General features: G+C 50.2%; 18 protein-coding genes. 6 read left to right on the top strand and 12 right to left on the bottom strand.

The window, feature by feature from the left end; all coding sequences use genetic code 11:
* Positions 1 to 8: 8 nt before the first annotated feature.
* Positions 9 to 491 (bottom strand): peptide-methionine (S)-S-oxide reductase MsrA, encoded by a 483-nt coding sequence (msrA, locus tag HH301_RS04390; RefSeq protein WP_169567016.1) that lies wholly within the window; start codon positions 489 to 491, stop codon positions 9 to 11.
* A 159-nt stretch (positions 492 to 650) separates the two neighbouring features.
* On the opposite strand from msrA, the gene pdxR reads away from it, so the two are divergent.
* The 3 genes from pdxR to yaaA all read left to right on the top strand — a co-directional run bounded on the left by pdxR (position 651) and on the right by yaaA (position 4,772).
* Positions 651 to 2,135, top strand: a complete 1,485-nt coding sequence (gene pdxR / locus HH301_RS04385; protein WP_169567014.1) for a MocR-like pyridoxine biosynthesis transcription factor PdxR — start codon at positions 651 to 653, stop codon at positions 2,133 to 2,135.
* Positions 2,136 to 2,144: 9 nt separating this feature from the next.
* A complete protein-coding gene (locus HH301_RS04380) occupies positions 2,145 to 3,935 on the top strand; it encodes an extracellular solute-binding protein (protein ID WP_169567012.1) in 1,791 nt (596 codons plus the stop codon).
* Positions 3,936 to 3,998: 63 nt separating this feature from the next.
* Positions 3,999 to 4,772 carry a peroxide stress protein YaaA gene (yaaA, locus tag HH301_RS04375; RefSeq protein WP_169567010.1) on the top strand — a complete coding sequence of 258 codons (774 nt, stop codon included), beginning with the start codon at positions 3,999 to 4,001 and terminating at the stop codon, positions 4,770 to 4,772.
* On the opposite strand, the gene HH301_RS04370 is transcribed toward yaaA, so the two are convergent.
* The 5 genes from HH301_RS04370 to argH all read right to left on the bottom strand — a co-directional run bounded on the left by HH301_RS04370 (position 4,769) and on the right by argH (position 11,113).
* The gene (locus HH301_RS04370) at positions 4,769 to 5,764 is read right to left on the bottom strand and encodes a glycosyl transferase family protein (protein WP_169567009.1); all 996 of its coding nucleotides are present in this window, start codon (positions 5,762 to 5,764) and stop codon (positions 4,769 to 4,771) included. The two genes, yaaA and HH301_RS04370, sit on opposite strands and share 4 nt — an antisense overlap.
* 71 nt (positions 5,765 to 5,835) lie before the next feature.
* The gene (locus tag HH301_RS04365; RefSeq protein WP_169567007.1) at positions 5,836 to 8,277 is read right to left on the bottom strand and encodes a TIGR02302 family protein; all 2,442 of its coding nucleotides are present in this window, start codon (positions 8,275 to 8,277) and stop codon (positions 5,836 to 5,838) included.
* Positions 8,278 to 8,308: 31 nt separating this feature from the next.
* The gene (gene lysA, locus HH301_RS04360) at positions 8,309 to 9,580 is read right to left on the bottom strand and encodes a diaminopimelate decarboxylase (RefSeq protein WP_169567005.1); all 1,272 of its coding nucleotides are present in this window, start codon (positions 9,578 to 9,580) and stop codon (positions 8,309 to 8,311) included.
* A 19-nt stretch (positions 9,581 to 9,599) separates the two neighbouring features.
* Entirely contained in the window at positions 9,600 to 9,722 is a 123-nt protein-coding gene (locus HH301_RS17745) for a hypothetical protein (RefSeq protein ID WP_277348801.1), read from the bottom strand.
* Positions 9,722 to 11,113 (bottom strand): argininosuccinate lyase, encoded by a 1,392-nt coding sequence (argH, locus tag HH301_RS04355; protein WP_169567003.1) that lies wholly within the window; start codon positions 11,111 to 11,113, stop codon positions 9,722 to 9,724. Before argH ends, HH301_RS17745 begins: the two co-directional genes overlap by 1 nt.
* Positions 11,114 to 11,148: 35 nt before the next feature.
* Between argH and HH301_RS04350 the strand changes: the two genes are divergently transcribed.
* Complete coding sequence (locus tag HH301_RS04350) at positions 11,149 to 11,724, top strand: TlpA family protein disulfide reductase (RefSeq protein ID WP_169567001.1); 576 nt, start codon at positions 11,149 to 11,151, stop codon at positions 11,722 to 11,724.
* A gap of 8 nt (positions 11,725 to 11,732) precedes the next feature.
* Here the strand turns inward: HH301_RS04350 and HH301_RS04345 are convergent, their stop codons facing one another.
* The 5 genes from HH301_RS04345 to HH301_RS04325 all read right to left on the bottom strand — a co-directional run bounded on the left by HH301_RS04345 (position 11,733) and on the right by HH301_RS04325 (position 15,244).
* A complete protein-coding gene (locus HH301_RS04345) occupies positions 11,733 to 12,122 on the bottom strand; it encodes a hypothetical protein (RefSeq protein WP_169566999.1) in 390 nt (129 codons plus the stop codon).
* Positions 12,119 to 12,712 carry a TetR/AcrR family transcriptional regulator gene (locus tag HH301_RS04340; RefSeq protein WP_169566998.1) on the bottom strand — a complete coding sequence of 198 codons (594 nt, stop codon included), beginning with the start codon at positions 12,710 to 12,712 and terminating at the stop codon, positions 12,119 to 12,121. The genes HH301_RS04345 and HH301_RS04340 overlap by 4 nt, the downstream gene beginning before the upstream one ends.
* A gap of 46 nt (positions 12,713 to 12,758) precedes the next feature.
* Positions 12,759 to 13,619: an SDR family oxidoreductase gene (locus HH301_RS04335; RefSeq protein WP_169566996.1), complete on the bottom strand. Its 861-nt coding sequence runs from the start codon at positions 13,617 to 13,619 to the stop codon at positions 12,759 to 12,761.
* Positions 13,620 to 13,635: 16 nt separating this feature from the next.
* A complete protein-coding gene (locus HH301_RS04330; protein ID WP_169566994.1) occupies positions 13,636 to 14,349 on the bottom strand; it encodes an SIMPL domain-containing protein in 714 nt (237 codons plus the stop codon).
* A 97-nt stretch (positions 14,350 to 14,446) separates the two neighbouring features.
* Positions 14,447 to 15,244, bottom strand: coding sequence for a hypothetical protein (locus tag HH301_RS04325; protein ID WP_169566992.1), 798 nt, complete (start codon positions 15,242 to 15,244; stop codon positions 14,447 to 14,449).
* A gap of 165 nt (positions 15,245 to 15,409) precedes the next feature.
* Between HH301_RS04325 and HH301_RS04320 the strand changes: the two genes are divergently transcribed.
* Positions 15,410 to 16,150 (top strand): tetratricopeptide repeat protein, encoded by a 741-nt coding sequence (locus tag HH301_RS04320; protein ID WP_169566991.1) that lies wholly within the window; start codon positions 15,410 to 15,412, stop codon positions 16,148 to 16,150.
* 148 nt (positions 16,151 to 16,298) lie between these two features.
* A complete protein-coding gene (locus tag HH301_RS04315) occupies positions 16,299 to 18,047 on the top strand; it encodes an adenylate/guanylate cyclase domain-containing protein (protein ID WP_169566989.1) in 1,749 nt (582 codons plus the stop codon).
* A 26-nt stretch (positions 18,048 to 18,073) separates the two neighbouring features.
* Here HH301_RS04315 and HH301_RS04310 read toward each other — a convergent pair whose 3' ends face one another.
* A complete protein-coding gene (locus HH301_RS04310) occupies positions 18,074 to 19,591 on the bottom strand; it encodes a YifB family Mg chelatase-like AAA ATPase (RefSeq protein WP_169566987.1) in 1,518 nt (505 codons plus the stop codon).
* Between the last annotated feature and the right edge of the window lie 55 nt (positions 19,592 to 19,646).

Here is a 19,646-nt window from a genome sequence, read left to right as displayed (position 1 = left end):
GAAACATCTCAGATGTGACAGGTCGCCATTCCGCGTTTTTCTAAATACTGCTGATGATATTCCTCAGCCATGTGGAAATCCGGGGCAGGCGTTATTTCCGTGACAATCGGGTTTGGGAAAACCTTACGCTCTTCCAAAATTTTCTTGGAAGCTTCTGCTGCTTCCTTTTGGGCATCTGAAACATAAAAAATTGCAGACCGATATTGCGTCCCAATATCTGGTCCCTGGCGGTTCAGGGTTGTCGGATTGTGATTGCTCCAGAACACACTCAAAAGCTGTTCATAGGAAACAATTTCGGGATCAAATGTCACCCGAACAACCTCCGCATGCATGGTGTCTTCGTAGCAGACCTGTTGATAGGTGGGGCTTAATGTATGCCCGCCTTGATACCCGACTGCCGTCTCAGTGACACCTTTGACTTGTCGGAATGCCGCTTCCACACCCCAGAAACATCCTGCAGCGAAATATGCAATCTCAGATTTACCTGACATGGTTCCATCCCTTCAACCAATTCCACAATTCATGAGAAGTATATATGCGGATTGAGCATTAAATAAAGTAATCCGTCTCATAAGAATTGATAACTTTATCGTCATTGGTTCTCTTTCTATACTGATATCAACAGATATAGGGAACCAATCGAGCCTGTTATGAAGCACGCCTATCTTGCCAATTTATCCATCGACAAGTCCGATCCCGGACCGTTGCACCGGCAATTATTCCTGAAGCTTCGAGACAACATTTTACAGAATGTGATCAAGGCTGGGACGCGCCTTCCCTCCACCCGCCTGCTGGCAGAGGATCTTGGCGTCTCCCGAAATACGGTTCTGAGCGCTTTTGATCAGCTCATGGCCGAAGGGTATCTGGAGGCTCGCGTCGGCGCAGGAACTTATGTCTCGACCCAGATCCCGGATGAGCTTCTGGGCACAAATTCATCTTCTGAAAAACCAAATCCCAAGGCGCGAAAAATCAAACTGTCCCGCCAAGCGGAAGCCCTTCGCCCAACTGGTCCGGCCAAGCCCTATCATCAAGGTCCCTTTTCACCTGGTCGGCCAGAGCTTGATCAATTTCCGTTTGAAATCTGGGCAAGGCTATTGGCGAAACATTGGCGAAAACCTGAACCAGACTACTTAAGCGGCAATCCGGTTGGCGGCGCCACCGCTCTTCGTGAAGCGTTGGCTGAACATCTCGCACAAACACGGGCCGTCAACTGCGAACCTGATCAGGTTATCGTTCTCTCCGGATCCCAGCAGGCGATCCATCTGGTTATCAAGGCTTTCGCGGAAACGGGCGATCCCATCCTGATGGAAGATCCCGGTTTTCCAGGTATTCGCAATTCCATTATTGCAGCTGGAGCCAACCCCATTGCTGTTCCCGTGGATGATCAGGGTTTCAATCTGGAAGCCGCCAAGTCTCTCGCGCCGAAGGCACGGTTAGCCTGTCTCTCCCCCTCTCATCAATATCCTCTCGGGCCAACCATGTCCTTGCAACGCCGGCTCGAAATTCTTCATTGGGCCGGTGAAAATGACCGGTTCGTGCTGGAGGATGATTACGACAGTGAATATCGCTATTCCGGCCGACCTCTCTCCTCCTTACAGGGTCTCGATACGGAAGATCGGGTTTTATATGTTGGCTCCATGAGCAAGGTGATGTTCAGCGGTCTTCGGGTTGGCTATCTGGTCGTTCCAAAGGATCTGGTTGATGTCTTCCTCGCTTTGCGGCGGGATATCGACGGCCATTCCCCCGCTGTTGCCGAGGCGGCTTTGGCGGAGTTTATTTCCGAAGGACATTTAGCGACCCATATCCGTAAAATGCGGATTCTCTATGAAAAACGGCAGAAAGTTTTGATCTCGGAACTTCGGGCCAAATGCGGTGATTTTCTAAGCGTTGACGAACAAGAATGCGGCATGCATCTCATCGCTTTTTTAAGGCCTGAAATTGAGGATAAGAAAGTTGAAGCCCTCGCCCGGGACCAGGGTTTGATGCTGCGCGCCCTATCCGCTTTTTATGAAGGTCCGGAAAAGAAAAATGCCCTGATTATTGGATTTGCCGGAACCCATGAAAAACAGATGCCGCGTTTGGTTGGTCGTCTGGCTCAGATCCTGGAAACCTGTGCAGCACACATGCAGACATAGGAAATTCATATGACGAGATACTTTATTATAGTTTCTACCTATGTCTGGGTCTTTTTTACGCTGGCCTTCCCTTCGGCCAATGCGGAGCATGCTTTGTCCATGCATGGGACTCCCAAATACCCACCCGGCTTCTCACATTTCGAATATACAGATCCCAACGCGATACCCGGTGGTCACTTACGGCTTCCCGCGATCGGCAGCTTCGATAGCCTGCAACCCTTCTTGGTGAGAGGGGTCTCCGCGAAAGGTCTTGGGCTTGTTTACCAGTCCCTGATGATGCGCTCAAAAGATGAGCCTTTTACCCTCTATCCCAATATCGCGAAATCGGTGCAAACCGGAAAAAATCGGGAGTGGGTCCGTTTTGAGCTGGACCCAAAAGCCCGGTTTTCAAATGGCGCGCCAGTCACAGCAGCAGATGTTATTTTCAGCTATGAAACCCTGCATCAAAAAGGACGGCCCAACCACCGGCATTATTACAGCCTTGTTGAGAGGGTTGCGGTGGTTGAACCAGATCAGGTCACCTTTCATTTCAAGGCAGGCGCTGGCCGGGAAATGCCCTTGATCCTTGGACTGATGCCAATCCTGTCTAAAGACTATTTTCAAAATCAGCCGTTTGAAGAAACCACCTTAAAAGCCCCCCTTGGGACCGGTCCCTATCTCGTTGAAAAACTGGATCCTGGTAAATCCATTACCTACAAACGGGTTCCCGATTTCTGGGGGCAGGACATGCCAACCTACCGCGGGCGCTATAATTTCGAGCGCATTACATATGATTATTTCCGAGATGTTGATATCGCGTTCCAGGCCTTTTTAAATCAGGAACTGGATGTCTTTTTTGAGTCCGACCCCGGAAAATGGGTAGATCGCAAGATCCAGCCGAGTGCCCCTTACATAACCCGTGAACCAAAGCTATACCTGCCACCGCCCATGCTGGCGATCGCCCTGAACAGCAGAAGGAATTTCTTAAAATCCCGAGAGGTCCGAAAAGCCATTTTGCTGGCTTACGATTTTGAATGGGTGAATGAAAATATTCTCCACGGGCAGTATGAGCGAACAACCAGTTTCTTTGGGGCAGGAAACCTGCAGGCAACAGGACTACCGGATCCCGCTGAAACCAAGCTGCTACACCCGTTCAAGGATGACCTCCCCAAAGCCGTTTTCGATGAGCCGATCTTGTTTCCAGTATCCGATGGATCAGGCCGCATTCGGACCCGCTTGAAACAGGCCAAAGACCTGCTGCAGGCGGCTGGTTATGAATTATCCGAAGGGCAATTGATCGATCCGCAAACCGGTATGTCCGTCACCATTGAAGTGATCTATAACGATACAAGTCATCTGAAGCTGTTGGGGAATTTCAAAAAGAACCTGAAGAGACTTGGAATTACACTCCTCCCCCGGCAGTTGGATGATGCCAGCTACCAGAACCGCATTACCCAGTATGATTTTGACATGATGTTTGCCAAATGGGGACAGAGTCTATCTCCCGGTAATGAGCAGCAATTTTACTGGAGCAGTGAAGCCGCGAAAACACCTGGAAGCCGAAATTATCCCGGCATTCAAAATAAAGCCGTTGATCATTTGGTGCAGAAAATCGCCACCGCAGAGACGCGGGAAAATCTGGAGACCGCGGTCAGAGCCTTGGACCGAATACTGCTGAAGGGAGACTATGTCATTCCTCTTTATCATGCAGATCATCAGTGGATCTACACAGCGCCAGAAATCCGCTTTCCCAAATTACCCAGCGATTATGGTTCAACGCTGGATCTTTGGTGGTATTCAACCGCCCCTGTTGACGATTGAACCGTTGATGGGCGATAACTATATGCGTAGCTGTAACTTACTTTAGTCATTGGATACCATGTTATGCTTGCACTGTTATCACCTGCCAAAAAGCTGAATTTCGACCGGGACAATCTACCTGAAGACCACAGCGACCTTCAATTCCAGAAAGATACAAAAGAGCTTCTCAAAGCGGCTAAGCAGCAAAAAGCAAGTGATCTGAAACGGCTGATGAAAATCAGCGATGACTTAAGCGAGCTGAATTTCAAACGCTTTCAAGCCATGAAATTTCCCTTTACCGAGGACAATGCCAAGCAGGCGGCTTTTGCCTTTAATGGAGATACTTATGCCGGACTTGATATCGAAAGCCTGAAAGACGACGATGTAGACTTCGCGCAAGACCATGTGCGGATCCTTTCCGGCTTATATGGGCTTGTTCGGCCACTTGATCTGATCCAACCCTATCGTCTGGAAATGGGCACCCGGATGGCCAACAGCCGCGGTGAAAACCTCTATGATTTTTGGGGCGATAAACTGGCTAAAGCCCTGAATAAAGAACTAGAAGGCCATTCTTCCCAGTATATTATCAATCTGGCCTCCACCGAGTATTTTAAGGCTATTCCGAAAAAATCCCTGAAATATCCGGTTATCACACCGATCTTCAAGGAAGTGAAAGACGGCAATGCGAAAGTCATCGGGTTTTCAGCAAAACGGGCCCGCGGCATGATGGCCCGCTTCATCAGTCAGAATAAAATCGATGGCCCAGAAGCCCTGAAATCATTCGATATGGCGGGGTATAAATATATGCCGGATCTTTCCAGTGAAACCGAGTTTATGTTTTATCGGGACGCCAGTTAAAAGCGGTCCCGATCCCGGTTTTCCCAAATTTCAGTCGCCATCCGATCAAGCGTCTCAACACTCTCATCGGGGTTTTTCATCTTGAGCGCAACCGACAAGGTTCCAATGATCGCCTTTTCGGGCACCGGCAAGGATATATCACCACGCCACAGCTTTAGAACCTGATCAGATGTTAGGTCTTCTTCCCGCCATTTATAGGTTGTGGTGTCAGTGAGTGCGGGCCAAACGATCTCTGTCTCTTCCCCGGCAAGCAGGGCATCAACCCGCGCTTCTTTCATGGGATTACGCATCACTTCACCACCGCCGCCTTTGAAGATCATGGCATTTTCCTGCCCCAGAATTTTGGCAGTTTGCAGATGACCTGCTTTATAAGGCGGATGGAAAACACCTTGCAGCTGGCAAGGTGCATTTAACGGATTGAGGTCACGGGCAAAGGTGTTTACTGCAGTTCGAACCCCAAGATAAGGCCGAAGTTCGAACAAGGCCTGCAGCTCTGGGCAAAATTTTTCAAGCCCGAGATAAACCAGGTTTTGATCCTGAAAAAGTGTCGCCAAGTCAGAAAGGCTCGTCGCCTCCGGAATTTTAAAACATTCCAACGCCGGGCGCGTTGGGGCGTATCCCTCTGAATACCCCTCAATCCCATGCATGAGAATTTTATAGCCCTGATCGGCCAACAAGATCGCGGCAAGTACAAACCAAGGCTGTTGCCGATGCCGATCCGCATAAGATGGCCAGTCATAATCGACCTTGAGGTTTGGAAGATCAGCCTCAAATAGCGCTTTGGCGGCGGCGGCCATGCCTGCAAACTCTTCGCCCGTTTCCCCTTTACGCCGAAGCAAGAGTAAAAAAGCCCCAATTTGAAGAGGTTCTGCTTCCCCTTTCAGGATCATGGACATGGCATCCTTGGATTCCTCAAAATCCAGATCCCGCCACATATTGGGGCCTTTGCCCAAGGCACGGACATATTGGGCAAACGGATGGTCTTCGCTCATATCAAATTTTCCAGCGAGGTTGTCTCTTCAGGTTGGTTGTCAGCAAAAAAGATTTTAGGGAAAAGTTCAGCTTATTGGAAGCGTTCCATCAAGCGACGCAGATACTGCTTCTCACCCTCCGGCCGGGCCGGATCGGTCAAGCGACGACGAAGCTCATCCAAAATTTGCCGGGTTGTCGAAAGATACCCTTTATCAAATATCTTGAACTGATTGTTGTCCCGGCCCCCCTGACCATTTTCCTGTACAGGACGGCCGAGCGGATCCCTGTTGCCTTGAGCGCCAACCTGCCCCTGAGGTTGACCGTGACCTGCCTGCATCATTTGCTGGGCAAGCCCTTCCATGGTGCGCTGAAGCGCATCCATCGCATTTTTCTGGGAGGTTTGGGCCTGACCACCTTGTCCGGATTCCAGTTGCCCGCGTGCAGAGTTCATGGAGCGTTCCGCCTGTCCCAAGGATCCCGGAATTTTGCCCTGCATACCCATATCAGCCATCATTTCACCGAGCTTCTGACGAAGCTTTTCCTGCTCTTCTGCGAGGCGCCGCAACTGCTCTGCCTGTTTGGAAAGAGGCTGATCCTTCAAATTTCCTGAGCGCCGGGAACTTCGCATGGTTTGATCCAGCAGATCCTGTTGCTGTTTTAACATTTCACCCAGCTCATTCAGCATTTTTTGACCGGCTTGCTGGGATGGGCTTTGCATCATGGGGGACGCCATTTGCAGGTTTTCCAGAATATCCTGAAGCTGGCTCAACAGATTTTTTGCATCCTCGCGCGCACCGGATCGTGACAGCTGATCGATCTGATCCAGCATATTGTTCAGATCCTGATTGCTCAGCATCTGGTTTTGATCGCCTTGTTGCATAGGCTGCTGCTCGCCGGATTGCATCTGCTGGTTCTTGGCCATTTCCTGAAGAAAATCAGACATCGCCTGTTTCAGCTCTTCAACCAGTTTCTGTATCTCTTCATCCGAGGCGCCGTTATTGAGCGCGTCCATCAACCTCTGCTGAGCTTCCCTTAGGGCCCGTTCAGCCAGGGTGAGATTTCCATTTTCGAACTTGAGGGCGGCCTGCCATAGTAGCTCAGCCACTTCTTTGTAGGTTTCATCGCCGGATTCAAAGAGCAAAATTCCGCGGGCGACGGAGACCATGAGCATGGCACCTACATCTTCACTTTCCGCTTCTGGAAGAGAGGTAATGATCGACAGGGATTCAATAACCGGGATCCGGTTTTGTTCAGGATCCGCCATCAGCCTTTTGCGTTCAGCCACCAGCGCGCGAGCGATAGGGTTGGTGAAAACCCGCTCCGGCAGTTTCAGTTTCACCACTTGAGAGGTCCCGATCTGACCAGCCTCATCCTTGGCCGTGACCTGTAAATTGACCGTCAAGCCAGCCCAGGGATGTGCCGTGAGATCATGATAGCTTTTACTTTCAACCGTTTTCGCCCCGAGCACAAAGGGCAGTGGCAGTAAGATTGCATCTTCCTGACCATCGCGGGTAATCAGGCCGCTGAGTTCCACAACTCCGTAGTCATCCTCCGCCAACACAACGAGCTGCAGGGCAGAGCGATCGGTCTCAGCTGGCAGGGTAAGGATCTTGATCAAGGGCGCAAGGTCCGGGATTAGGTCCACATCCCAGGATGCCACAATGTCCCCGTCCTTTTCCAAAGACCAGCGGCCCGATTGAATATCCTCTAGATTGACCTGGAAATTTCCACGTTCAACTGTGTCAAAAGCGAAACTGTCCTGACCATTCCTTAACAGCGGGGTATCTTCACTTCCCCCTGTCAGGCGGCCGATCAGCTTGGATCCTTGTGGGACCTTGAAGGCAGAAACACCATTGGTTTGTATCTCGTCTACAGTTTCAGTCTTTTGTTGAACGAGAAGAACCGGAGCGAGGGCTGTGTAATCGGGCGGTACGGCCCAAATATCGGCTTCGATTTTGGCAACCGGTCCCAGCAGGTTTACTGAAAAAGCTGTTTTGAAATGGGAGAGGGCACCGCTGCCGCCCATACCAATGCCGATCACCAGAAGCAGGATGCTTAAGGCCCGAAATGACCAGCTATCCCCGCTGGAAACCCCAAGGCGCGGCGCAAAGAGGCGAACCTTCCCAAGCGCCATAAGCTGCTGTTTCAGATGAAGGTGCCACAGAAATTGCGTTCGTGCGGTTGTTTGTTCAGAAAGTATGGGATTTGCGTCTGAAGATCGCAGCGGTCGGTGCTTTAGACTGTTTTCCCACTCAAGCCTGGCCAGTCCCTCTTCCTCCTTTGGGAGAGAGAAATGCCTGATGAGATACCAAAGGCTGGCAATAAAGGCGGCCGCGAATGCCAAAAGGCCGGCAAAATGGATGTAGGGAGAAAGAACCGTCCAGCCACCAGCAAGCGTAGAGGCACAAAACAGAAGGAGCGTGCAAAAAAGCGGGCCAGAGAATTTCCAAACCCGTTCAAGCAGGATCAGCTGTCGGGCGACCAACAGCTTCCGCTTCAACTTCGTTTCAATTTTCGGCTCGCGTGTCTCCATCAAATCCCTTTCTGGGACTTAAGATAACGCTTTATTTTCCGTTATCCAGCCATGTCGGAATTGTATCAAGTTCCAGCATCTCATCCAAGGACGGTCTTTTGCGGATCACTTCAAATTGATCCTTGTTCACCAGCACTTCTGGCACCAAAGGCCGCGTATTATACGTTGAGGCCATCACCGCCCCATAAGCCCCGGCACTTCGAAACGCAACAAGATCACCAGCCTCTACTGGTGGTAACTCGCGTCCCCGCGCAAAGGTATCCCCGGTTTCGCAGACAGGGCCGACAACATCCGCCAGCTCCCGAATGCTTTCGCTAGAAGGCTCTAGAATTGTGTCAATATGATGATATCCGTCATACATGGCAGGACGAATCAAGTCATTCATGGCCGCATCCAGAATGATAAATTTCCGCTCTGCTCCCTGCTTCACGTAGATTACTTCAGAGACCAAAATACCGGCGTTACCAACAATCAGGCGGCCCGGCTCAAAAATCAGCTGAACCCCCATATTGCCCATAGCTTCAATCGCAACTGCGCCGTAGGAAGCCGGACTTGGCGGAATTGTCCCATCATAGGGGATCCCAAGACCACCGCCCAAATCCACCTGGGTGATATCATGGCCTTCGCGGCGCAAATCCTCAACCAGTTCACGAACCCGTTTGAAAGCATTGTTAAACGGATCCAGATCTGTCAGTTGAGAGCCGATATGAACGTCCACACCCTGAATTTTGATGCCAGGCAGAGCCGCCGCCTCCCGGTAGATGCGGGAGACATCCTGCCAGGGCACACCAAATTTATTTTCCGCCTTACCGGTGGAAATTTTCGCATGGGTTTTCGCATCCACATCCGGGTTCACCCGAAAAGCAACAGGCGCCTCCATCCCAAGGCGGGAGGCAACTTCAGACAACACCCGGATTTCAGGTTCTGATTCCACGTTAAACTGATGAATACCTGCCTTTAACGCGGTTTCCATTTCCCACGGGCGTTTTCCAACACCGGAGAACACAATCTTGGAGGCCGGAATCCCAGCGGCCAACGCCCGCTGCAACTCACCACCAGAGACAACGTCCGCACCGGCACCTAAATTGGCAAGGGTTTTCAAAACCGCTAGGTTGGAGTTGGCCTTTACAGCAAAACAGACAAGGGCATTGCTGCCATCAAACGCGCCGGAGAAAACCTTGTAGTGCCGTTCCAGCGTTGCAGTGGAATAGATATAGCAAGGGGTCCCCACCTCTTTCGCGATGGTCGCGACGGGTAGGTCCTCAGCATAAAGTTCCCCATTTTTATAGGTAAAATGATCCATTCGGGTCGGCTCCTTAAGCTCAGCCGCTAGATTTAGTCTGCTCACTCTTTTTCTGATAAACCGGCGCGCCTTTTTTACCGCAAGCCGTTAAACCGCCCACCAGCAAAATACCGATTATCAGAACTGAAATGACCTGTTTCATTATGCACCGCCAGCCAGTCGGGACTTCCAGAGCTTAACTTGCTCCTTCACGTTCTGTGGAGACGTTCCGCCATAACTTGTGCGGCTCGCCACAGAATTATCAACCCCGAGAACATCAAAGACATCTTCAGTAATCGCAGGTTCAACCCCTTGCATATCCTGCAAGGAGAGATCCTCAAGTCCACAATTCTTTGTCTCGGCAAGTTTGACAAGGGCGCCGGTCACATGATGCGCATTTCTAAAAGGCATATTCAGGCTTCTGACAAGCCAGTCAGCCAGATCCGTCGCAGTTGAAAAGCCTGCACCGGATGCCGCTTTCAGGATTTCCCTGTTCACCGTGAGGTCACTGATCATGCCAGTCATAGCCGCAAGACAAAGCTGTAAGTTATCGGCTGCGTCAAAAACCGGTTCCTTATCTTCCTGCATGTCCTTGCCATAGGTCATGGGAAGACCCTTCATCATCATCAGCAAGGTATTAAACGCACCTGAGCTGCGACCCGCTTTACCACGGATCAGCTCCGCCGCATCCGGGTTCTTCTTCTGCGGCATAATGGAAGAGCCGGTAGAGAAGCTGTCAGAGCATTCAACAAAGCGGAACTGGGCACTGGACCAAATAACAATCTCTTCGGCCAGACGAGACAGATGCATGGAGCAGATTGAGGCAAAGCTCAAAAATTCCAGCGCGAAATCCCGATCAGACACCCCATCAAGGGAGTTTGCCGTTGGCCGGTCAAAGCCAAGCTCTTTCGCCGTCATTTCTCGATCAATTGGGAAAGATGTTCCGGCAAGAGCCGCCGATCCCAGAGGACATTCGTTAAGACGTGCGCGCGCATCCTGAAGCCGGCCCCGGTCCCGGGCAAACATTTCTGTGTAAGCCAGCATATGGTGACCGAAGGTTACTGGTTGCGCGGCCTGCAAATGAGTGAAGCCCGGCATCACGGTATCAGCTTCGCTGTCAGCCAGGTCAACCAAGGCAGTCTGCAAGTCTTTCAGTTCACCATCCAGATGATCCATGGTGTCGCGCACCCAAAGCCGCATATCAGTTGCAACCTGATCATTACGTGAGCGAGCCGTGTGAAGGCGACCGGCGGCATCACCGATCAATTCGCGAAGACGGGCTTCAACATGCATATGGATATCTTCAAGTGCAGGATCTGTCTTGAAATTACCAGCCTCAATCTCACGAAGAATTGTCCGGAGACCTTCCTGAATTTTCTCGCCATCTTCCCTTGATATTATACCCTTGGCTATCAACATGTTGGAATGGGCAATGGATCCGGTAATATCCTGCTGGTACAGGCGCCGGTCGAAATCGATGGACGCATTGATCCGTTCCATAATTTCGGCGGGGCCTTTGGCAAATCTGCCACCCCAAAGCTCATTTGCGCTCATGTGGGCTCTCTTTGTAGTAAATAACTGGACACGTAATGACGATGAAAACCAAAAAGCCGTTTCTTGCTTCGCTCGGTTTCCTGCTTACATTTACAGGGGTTGTGGGCCTCACATCAACAGCTTTCTCGGCCAATTTGAAGGATCTTGCTGTTGGAGAGATGAAAAATATCGTTATCTCTTCGGATCCTGAACCCATTGCGGAATTTTCATTCGTTGATGCAGAGGGCAAAACCCATCAGATATCCGATTTTCAAGGGAAAACTATTCTTCTCAATTTTTGGGCAACCTGGTGCGGTCCCTGTAAGGAAGAAATGCCGTCCATTGATCGCTTGCAAGGGGAAATGGGATCCGATGAGTTTGAGGTCTTAACCGTCAGCCATGACCTGCAAGGGATAGAGCGGGTGGTTAAGTTTTTCAAAGCCCTGAAGATTGAAAACCTGACGCCCTACAATGACAAGACCATCAAATCAGGACGCGTAACAGGCGTTTTCGGCCTACCAGCAACATTGATCCTGAACGCCGAAGGGGAGGAGGTTGCCCGAATGGTCGGGCCCGCCGAGTGGGATAGTGAAGAAGCAAAAGAGTTCTTGAAGGCCGTTATGGCCCAGTAAACGCAAGATCAGGAATCAAAAATTTTACCGCTTCGCTCTTTCATTCCCTTCATCTGCCGATCAAAATCAGCTTTTGATTCTGGGTCTAAAGTGCTCTCAGCTGGTTTTTGTAGCTCGCGCCGGATCATGTAAGCCCTGAAAATGCGCTCAATGATCAGACTACACACAAAGAAGAAGATTGCTTTGACAGCAGTTAGGATCATCAAATCTGCCGACAGAGTGTAGTCATCAACACTGTGGCCAGTTGCAAAGTTAAATGCCAAAAGAGCAATCAACCCGCCAACACCCAGGATAAGGGTTAGCTTTCGAGCAGCGCCTACGGCCCAGGGAATCAAAATCAGGGAAATAAAAACAGCGGCGTTTAGGACAGACGCCCAAAGTTCTGGAGAAAAACTCATGCGGCAGTCTTCATTTTCAGGGTTTCGAGCGCAACTTCGACCATTGGTCTTAACGCCGCTTCTTCCTGACGGACCTTACCCAGCACCCGAATACCCTGCATCACACCAACAAAGAAAGACGCCAGTTCTTCAGGTGAACGGGCGTTGGTAATTTCACCAGCAGCCTGACCCCGACGGATCAAGTCCTGAAAGTCTTTTTCAATGCAATCGTAATATTCGCGAATTTTCTGAGCGCATTCCTCGTCATAGGCTGAGCGTTCCACCGTAGTGTTGGTGATAAAGCAGCCCCGTTTTTCAGGATCGCCCAGCGTGCGATACATGAAACTGAACAGGAAATCGGTGATGATCATAACAGAATCACCGTCCTGCCGAAGGGCAGAGCCACGCGTTAGAGAGGCTTCAGTATATTGTGCGAGGGCAGCCATAAAGAGCTGATGCTTGTCACCAAAAGTGTCGTAGAGGCTGCCACGGTTGATCCCCATGCACTCTACAAGATCCTGAACTGAAGTGGCTTCATATCCACGAGCCCAAAAGGCTCTCATGGCCTTTTGCAGGGCCTCTTCCCGATCAAAGCATTTCGCTCTTGGCATTTTTTAATCCTAGACTTGGTACAATACCAGTTGCTTACATAAGCAATTACGCGCCTTCTGACAAGGCTTTCAGACCCTTTTTATAGTCTGGATAGGTTAAAGAAACACCCAATTCCTCTTTTATTCGCCGATTACAAATGCGCTTGTTGTCAGAATAAAAACTTCTCGCCATTGGTGTCATGTCAGCAGTTTCAAAGTCCTGTAAGGGGGGGGGATCAATCCCAAGTAGCTCTGCTGCATAAGTCACAACATCCTGCGGCGGTGCCGGCAAATCGTCCGACACATTGTAAATTCGGCCGGGATTAGGCTTCAACATCGAAGCTGTCAGAATTTTTGCAATATCGGTTACATGAATGCGGGAAAACATATGCCCCTTCTTTACGATCCGATGGGCTTTACCTTTTTGCAAAGAAACTAACTGGTTGCGACCGGGTCCATAAATACCGGGCAACCTAAAGATATGAAGCGGAAGGTTTTTCTCCGCTGCCAGTTGTTGCCAGGCCTGCTCTGCATCAACGCGCCTTTGCCCCCGTTTCCCGCTGGGGTTCAAAGGCGTTTCTTCGGTTGCGGTCCCGCCGGCCAGATCGCCATACACACCAGTTGTTGAAAGGTATCCGATCCATTTTAGATTAGAGAACTTTCCGATCTGATCGTACAGCACCTGCAAAACAGGATCGCCATCCTCACCCGGCGGAATGGATAACAGAATATGGGAAATCTGGTCCTGAATATGCTCCAGCCCGTCAGGTTGTGACCGACCGTCGAATTTCAGCGGATGGACCTGCTTGGAGGTTTGAGAAATTTTTTCCGGGTCTCTCGATGTTCCCCAAACCTGCCAAGTCGGGTTTTGCCGGGCTAATTCTTGTGCCGTAAACCCAAAGCCGAAACACAACAGGCCATCCACCATTCAATCCTTCTCCCGTTTATTTAATTGGAACCAAGCGCCCTAAAGTCACGGTCGCCTGAACCGTGTATTTTTGCGATACAGGCATCTTAGCGCCACCGGCACCGCCGCCACCACTACTTTCCATACTGGCAGACAACCGTTGAACCGCCATGTCTTTGTGCATGGGCATCGGTTGCGGGCTGTAATTTGGCAGAAAGTTTATCGTCTCAACCCGATAGGCACTACCGCCGATAGCTGCTGACAAACGCTCCGCCTCCTTTTTTGCCTCTGCATATATTTTGGCCCGAAGGTCAGATTGCAAGGCATTGGTTTCAGCAAGAGATGGGGAGAAATTCACGTAATTAACGGTCACTCGAAATCCCGGCCGGCTGAGCTTTTCCGCTTTGTCATGCAAGCCCGCGATTGCCCCTTCTTTCAGGCGCGCATTCGCAGAAATCGACCAACGGTTCAGGCCTGTCTGATCCTTGCTCTCCCGCGAGCTTGTGACGTACCAGGTGCTGTCCTTATCAAGCCCATCAAGTGTCTTTAAGACTTCTGCTTTCAACGCATCAGCAGTTTCATTTTGCTGCACAATGCTGAAGGAGACAGTGACATCCGCCGTCTCTGTTGTGACCCAGCCTTCTTCTGCCAGGGACAGGATGACCTGATCACTGACCGGGCGAAGTTCATCGGCAATCGCAAAATTTGTCAGGACCAACAAAGCGGCGCCAGAGAGCAAAAGACGATTCATAAGCATTCCTTTCAATTGCTGTTCAAAATAGCACTTAGGATTGAAATGCGACTGATTTATGACATCTGGAATTTTGGACCCTCTGGTACAGCGATACCTAATCTTGCTCCTCCTCTTCAAATGGCTCATTGCGAGAGGCTTCTTCCTCGGGCCCCTCTTCTGCTTCCTCAAGCTCGATCACAATGGAGGGAGCACTGTCTTCAGAATTCGGGGCTACCGGCGCTGCCTCCGCGAACCAGGGGATGTCCGCGCCATCGACTTGCGCCCTTGGCATATAGAAATAGTCCCAAAAACCACCTGGAATTATGGCTGGCAACAGCCCCCAGAAGATATTTGGCTGGGCCATCATGAGCCCCAGAAATATCTCACCCACGAAAAAGGCGCGTTTAAAACGGATTGTCTCCCATGGTTCAAACCCCTCGCGCCCATAAGTGATCCGTCTGATAAAGCCGCTGGCGGAATAGAAGTACTGAATGCGGTTTTGCCAGTTATCTTCAGTTCGTTTGAGCTGATACTGACCGGACTTTCTGGAGTGAATTCTTTTGAAAAACTGTGAGTGACCTGATTTATCTTTCACCTTCAACGATGACTTTCCAACCACGGTCGCATTTCGCATCTGACCGTCCAGCATCACATCTCCGCTGGCCAGTTTCTCTAGGCACTGAAGTCCGCGAATTCTCCAACCCTTGGGTAAACTGACACTATCCGCTAAGCCTCCGTCACTTCGATATTCCAAACTAAGTAATGGTTTAAGACCATTGATTCCGCCGTGGATGTCCAAAGGAAACAGGAAATGAGCCGCGGCAGTTTTCTTGTTTATGAAAAATCCGTTCCTAGGTTCTGCCAGATATTCTTCTTGCTCTTTAACTTGTAGATTGATCTCCGTTTCACTCATTTCAAACACCTCCACCGAACAAAGAACTGTGACGGACAAATACGAAATGCGTGACATATTTGAGCCATTATGGACTGCTAGACATCTGTCCAAACTCCTGTATAACTTCGATTTTTTGCGACCCAAGAAAAGAGGACAGACTTGGCACTCTCGGGCTCCAATTTAATGAGATTTCTCCTGCTGGCTGGTTTTTTGACGGTCACTATTGCGACCCCAGCGGCCGCCCGTAGTGAGAATGACGAATACAAAGCCTGTTTGAAACTGACAAAGCGGGAGCCAGAACTCGCATTTGAGTCTGCCTTGAGTTGGCGAGACAAAGGTGGGGGGTTTCCAGCGCGGCACTGCGCCTCCCTCGCCCTGTTGGAAATGAAAAAATATCATCTCGCGGCGGAGCGGATGGAACAAATTGCTCAGGATATGCATAAAGCTGGCAGCCCGCTGGTTGTGGGCATGTTAGCCCAAGCAGCTAATAGCTGGTTACTGGCTGGCGATCTCCAAAGGGCCCAGGCCGTTGCCTCTGCCGCCCTTGATATTGATCCGGGCAACATAGAGCTTTTAATTGACCGAAGTCGGATCCTAGCTGCTGCAGACAATTACCAAGACGCCTTTAATGACTTGGACTTGGCACTACGTCTTGATCCAACGCGTCCAGACGCCCTCGCTTTCAGGGCTGCTGCCTGGCGGCATCTTGGAAATAATCAAAGAGCTCTTGAAGACGTCAATCTAGCGCTTGATTTACAGCCAGATCTGGTCGAAGCACTAATCGAGCGAGGCATACTCAACAGACTGGAAGGGAATGTTGATGCGGCGAGGGATGACTGGCTGAAAGTTTTGCAAATCTCCCCTCACAGTCAAGCTGGTGACGCGGCCCGCAAAAACATCGAAAAACTCGATCTTAAGAACTGATCAGCGGCTCAGATAGAAGCTTTCACTCACATTCACTTCCTTTAATTGTGATACCGCCTTTTCCGCCTTTAATTAGCGTTTTATTTTATAATAGAACTAGATTTTTAAACTGTTTTCACTATGATTTTTTAAAAAGTGGAGCGTTGATTTGGATCGAAGACTTGCTGCAATTATGGCTGCTGATATTGTGGGTTATTCAGCCCGTATGGGTCAGGCCGAACAGGAAACGATCCAGCAGCTGACGCAGCTCACAGACTATATCCAACAACAGGTATCATCTGCGGGCGGGCGACTATTCGCAAGGGCTGGTGACGGTTTTCTCTCTGAGTTTCCAAGCCCCGTACAAGCCACACGCTGCGCATTCAATATCCAACGGCAACTTTCAAATTCGGATATCTATGGCCTTGAAGGCTTGCAATTGCGGATCGGCCTCCACCTTGCAGACGTAGTTCAAGACGGGGATGACCTTTTGGGCGACGGGGTTAACATCGCAGCGCGGGTAGAGGGTGTTGCTGAACCTGGAACCGTTGTCTTAACTCAGGGAATGTTTGATCAGGTCAAACGAAATGCCCAACTGACCTATGATGATCTTGGAGAGCATTGGCTTAAAAATATTTCTGAACCCATGCGACTTTATAAAGTGAAGGGCGAAGTCGGCACACATAGCTGGGTTTCAGGCCAACCTCAACAGAAGCAACAACCTGCCGAAAATGACTCAAACCCGCCTGACCCTCATTCTCTTGCCATTCTTCCGTTTACAAACTTTAGTAACGATCCAGATCAGGAGTTTTTTGCGGACGGATTTACAGAAGATCTGATTACCGAACTTGCCCGTTTTCGCGATCTGTTTGTCGTCTCCCGAAATGCAAGCTTTGCCTATAAAGGCCAAAATATGGACCTCAGAGCGGTCGGCCATGCCCTCAATGTGGCTTATTGCCTTGAAGGCAGTGTTCGCAAAATGGGCGACAAGGTGCGAATTTCGGCGCAGTTAATTGAAACAAATTCCGGCAAGAATGTCTGGGCAGAGAAATATAACTTTAACTACGGCGAGCTGTTTGACGTTCAAGACAAACTGGCATCCGATATTGTGGCCCAGGTTTTTGATACAGTGGAGCGTATCCGTAAAAAAGCCATCCTCTCAAAGCGCCCTGGAAATATGGAAGCATACGAATGCTTGCTCAGGGGTATGGAAAACCATCGATTGGGATGCATCACGCGGGAAGCCGAAACAGAAGCGCTTAAGTGGTTCGATCTCGCTATCCAAAAGGACCCTAGTTATGGAAGGGCCTATGCCTGGAAGGCATGCGCGCTTGCAAGTATGGCGACGTGGGGGGACGATCCAATATGGAACGAAATCGAGGAGCTGGGACGTAAGGGCTTACAACTTGACGAAAACGACGCGGATTGTCACCGCATCATAGGTTCCCTCGCTTTATATAATATGGATCTGGAGCGAGCCAAATATCACTATCAGCGCGCCTTGGAGCTTTTGCCAAATCACAGTTACATAGTCGGGCGAATGGGTGAACTTTATGTGTATATGGGTGACGGGGAGACGGCTCTTCGATACCAAAAAGCTGCGGCAGAGCTAGACCCTTTGCTCCCTGCATATTGTCGGGAACTTGAAATTGCCGCACATTATATTCTTGGTGAGTACGAGGAAGCAGCAAACCTGTTGAGCCATCTCACACAAGCTAGTCGGAGAGCCTTGGTTTATGGAATTGCAGCTCAGGTCCATTTGAATAACCCAACTATACTTTCCAAACGACTGCAAGAACTCCAGGAAATCGATCCTGAAATCACCATTTCAGAGTTTCTCAGCCATGAGTTTTATGTTGAGGAAATTTTTGTAAACAAACTGAAAGAAGATCTTACGTCCGCAGGACTTCGTGCATAAGATCAATCTCTTGAAAATTTTGGTCTTCAGCCGAGGCTGACTTGCCGATACGCGAGAGCCTCCGCGATATGATTTTGTAAAATTCGCTCAGAGGTCTCAAGATCCGCCAGAGTTCGGGCAACGCGCAATACCCGATGATAGCCACGTGCTGATAACCTGAACTTGCTGGCAGCAGATTGAATGAGCTTCATGCCGGCTTCATCCAACTCAGTCACTTTTTCAAGAAGCTCTCCAGATGCTTCGGAATTTGTCCAGACACCCCCCTCCGGCGCCAGTTCCTGATATCTTTGCTTTTGAATTTCCCTTGCTCTCGCCACACTTGTCGCAACTTCTTTTGTGGTAACTGATTTACCTGGTGTGGTTAAGTCTGCAACACTCACTTCAGGGACATCGACGAACAAATCAAAGCGATCCAGCATGGGACCTGAGATTTTACCCTGATAATCCATTCCGCATTTCGGTGCCCGGCTGCAGGCTCGGCCGGGATCTTGCAGATAACCGCAGCGGCAAGGGTTCATGGCAGCAACCAACTGAAAACGAGCTGGGTAAGTAATGTGCAAGTTCGCTCTGGCAATTACGGCCTTTCCCGTTTCGATAGGCTGGCGCAAGGTTTCAAGCACCTGCCGATTAAATTCCGGCAGCTCATCCAGAAAGAGGACCCCCTTATGGGCAAGCGATACTTCCCCCGGATTGGCTTTTCGCCCCCCACCGATTATGGCAGCGACAGAGGCTGAATGATGCGGATCACGAAAAGGGCGCTGGCGGGAAAGCACTCCATCTTTCAGCTCTCCCGCAATGCTGCTGATCATGCTGACTTCAAGTGCCTCAGACGCCTCAAGCTCTGGCAAGATACCGGGCAACCTGGCTGCCAGCATGGATTTTCCTGATCCCGGCGGGCCGCTCATCAAAAGATTATGTCCCCCGGCGGCGGCAACTTCCAACGCTCTTTTCGCTGTTTCCTGTCCTTTGATATCCTCAAGACGACCTTCAATCAGATGAGCCTCAAGACGACCTTGCGACGGGGGTGCAATAACCTGACTACCCTTAAAATGATTAATGACGGACAAAAGGCTATCGGCTGCGAGCACATCCAAATCACCTGCCCATAACGCCTCACTCCCATTATCTTTTGGGCAAATGAGACCCAGTCCTTCTGAAACAGCCTCGACAGCAGCAGGTAACACACCGGCTACGGCCTGACAGACACCGTTGAGGGAGAGCTCACCCAGAACGATATATTCTTCAGCAATATCAGCCGGGATAATCCCAAGTGCCGTTAGCAGACCAAACGCAATCGGCAGATCATAATGAGCCCCTTCTTTTGGCAGATCTGCAGGAGATAAATTAACGGTGATCCGTTTGGCCGGCAATCCGATCCCGAGAGAGGTGAGGGCCGCACGCACCCGCTCTTTGCTCTCGGTCACAGATTTATCGGCGAGCCCAACAACGGTAAAGGCTGGCAGGCCTGAACTAATCAGCACCTGAACCATAACTTTGCGCACTTTAAGCCCCTGAAATGCAACTGTACGAATAGTCGACTGCATATCTCCCCCCAGACATGTAGCCTATAACTATAACAATAATTTTTATTTTGTCACT

It is taken from the genome of Sneathiella limimaris (assembly GCF_012932565.1).
GTDB lineage: Bacteria > Pseudomonadota > Alphaproteobacteria > Sneathiellales > Sneathiellaceae > Sneathiella > Sneathiella limimaris.
This window is presented reverse-complemented; position numbering and strand designations above follow the sequence as displayed.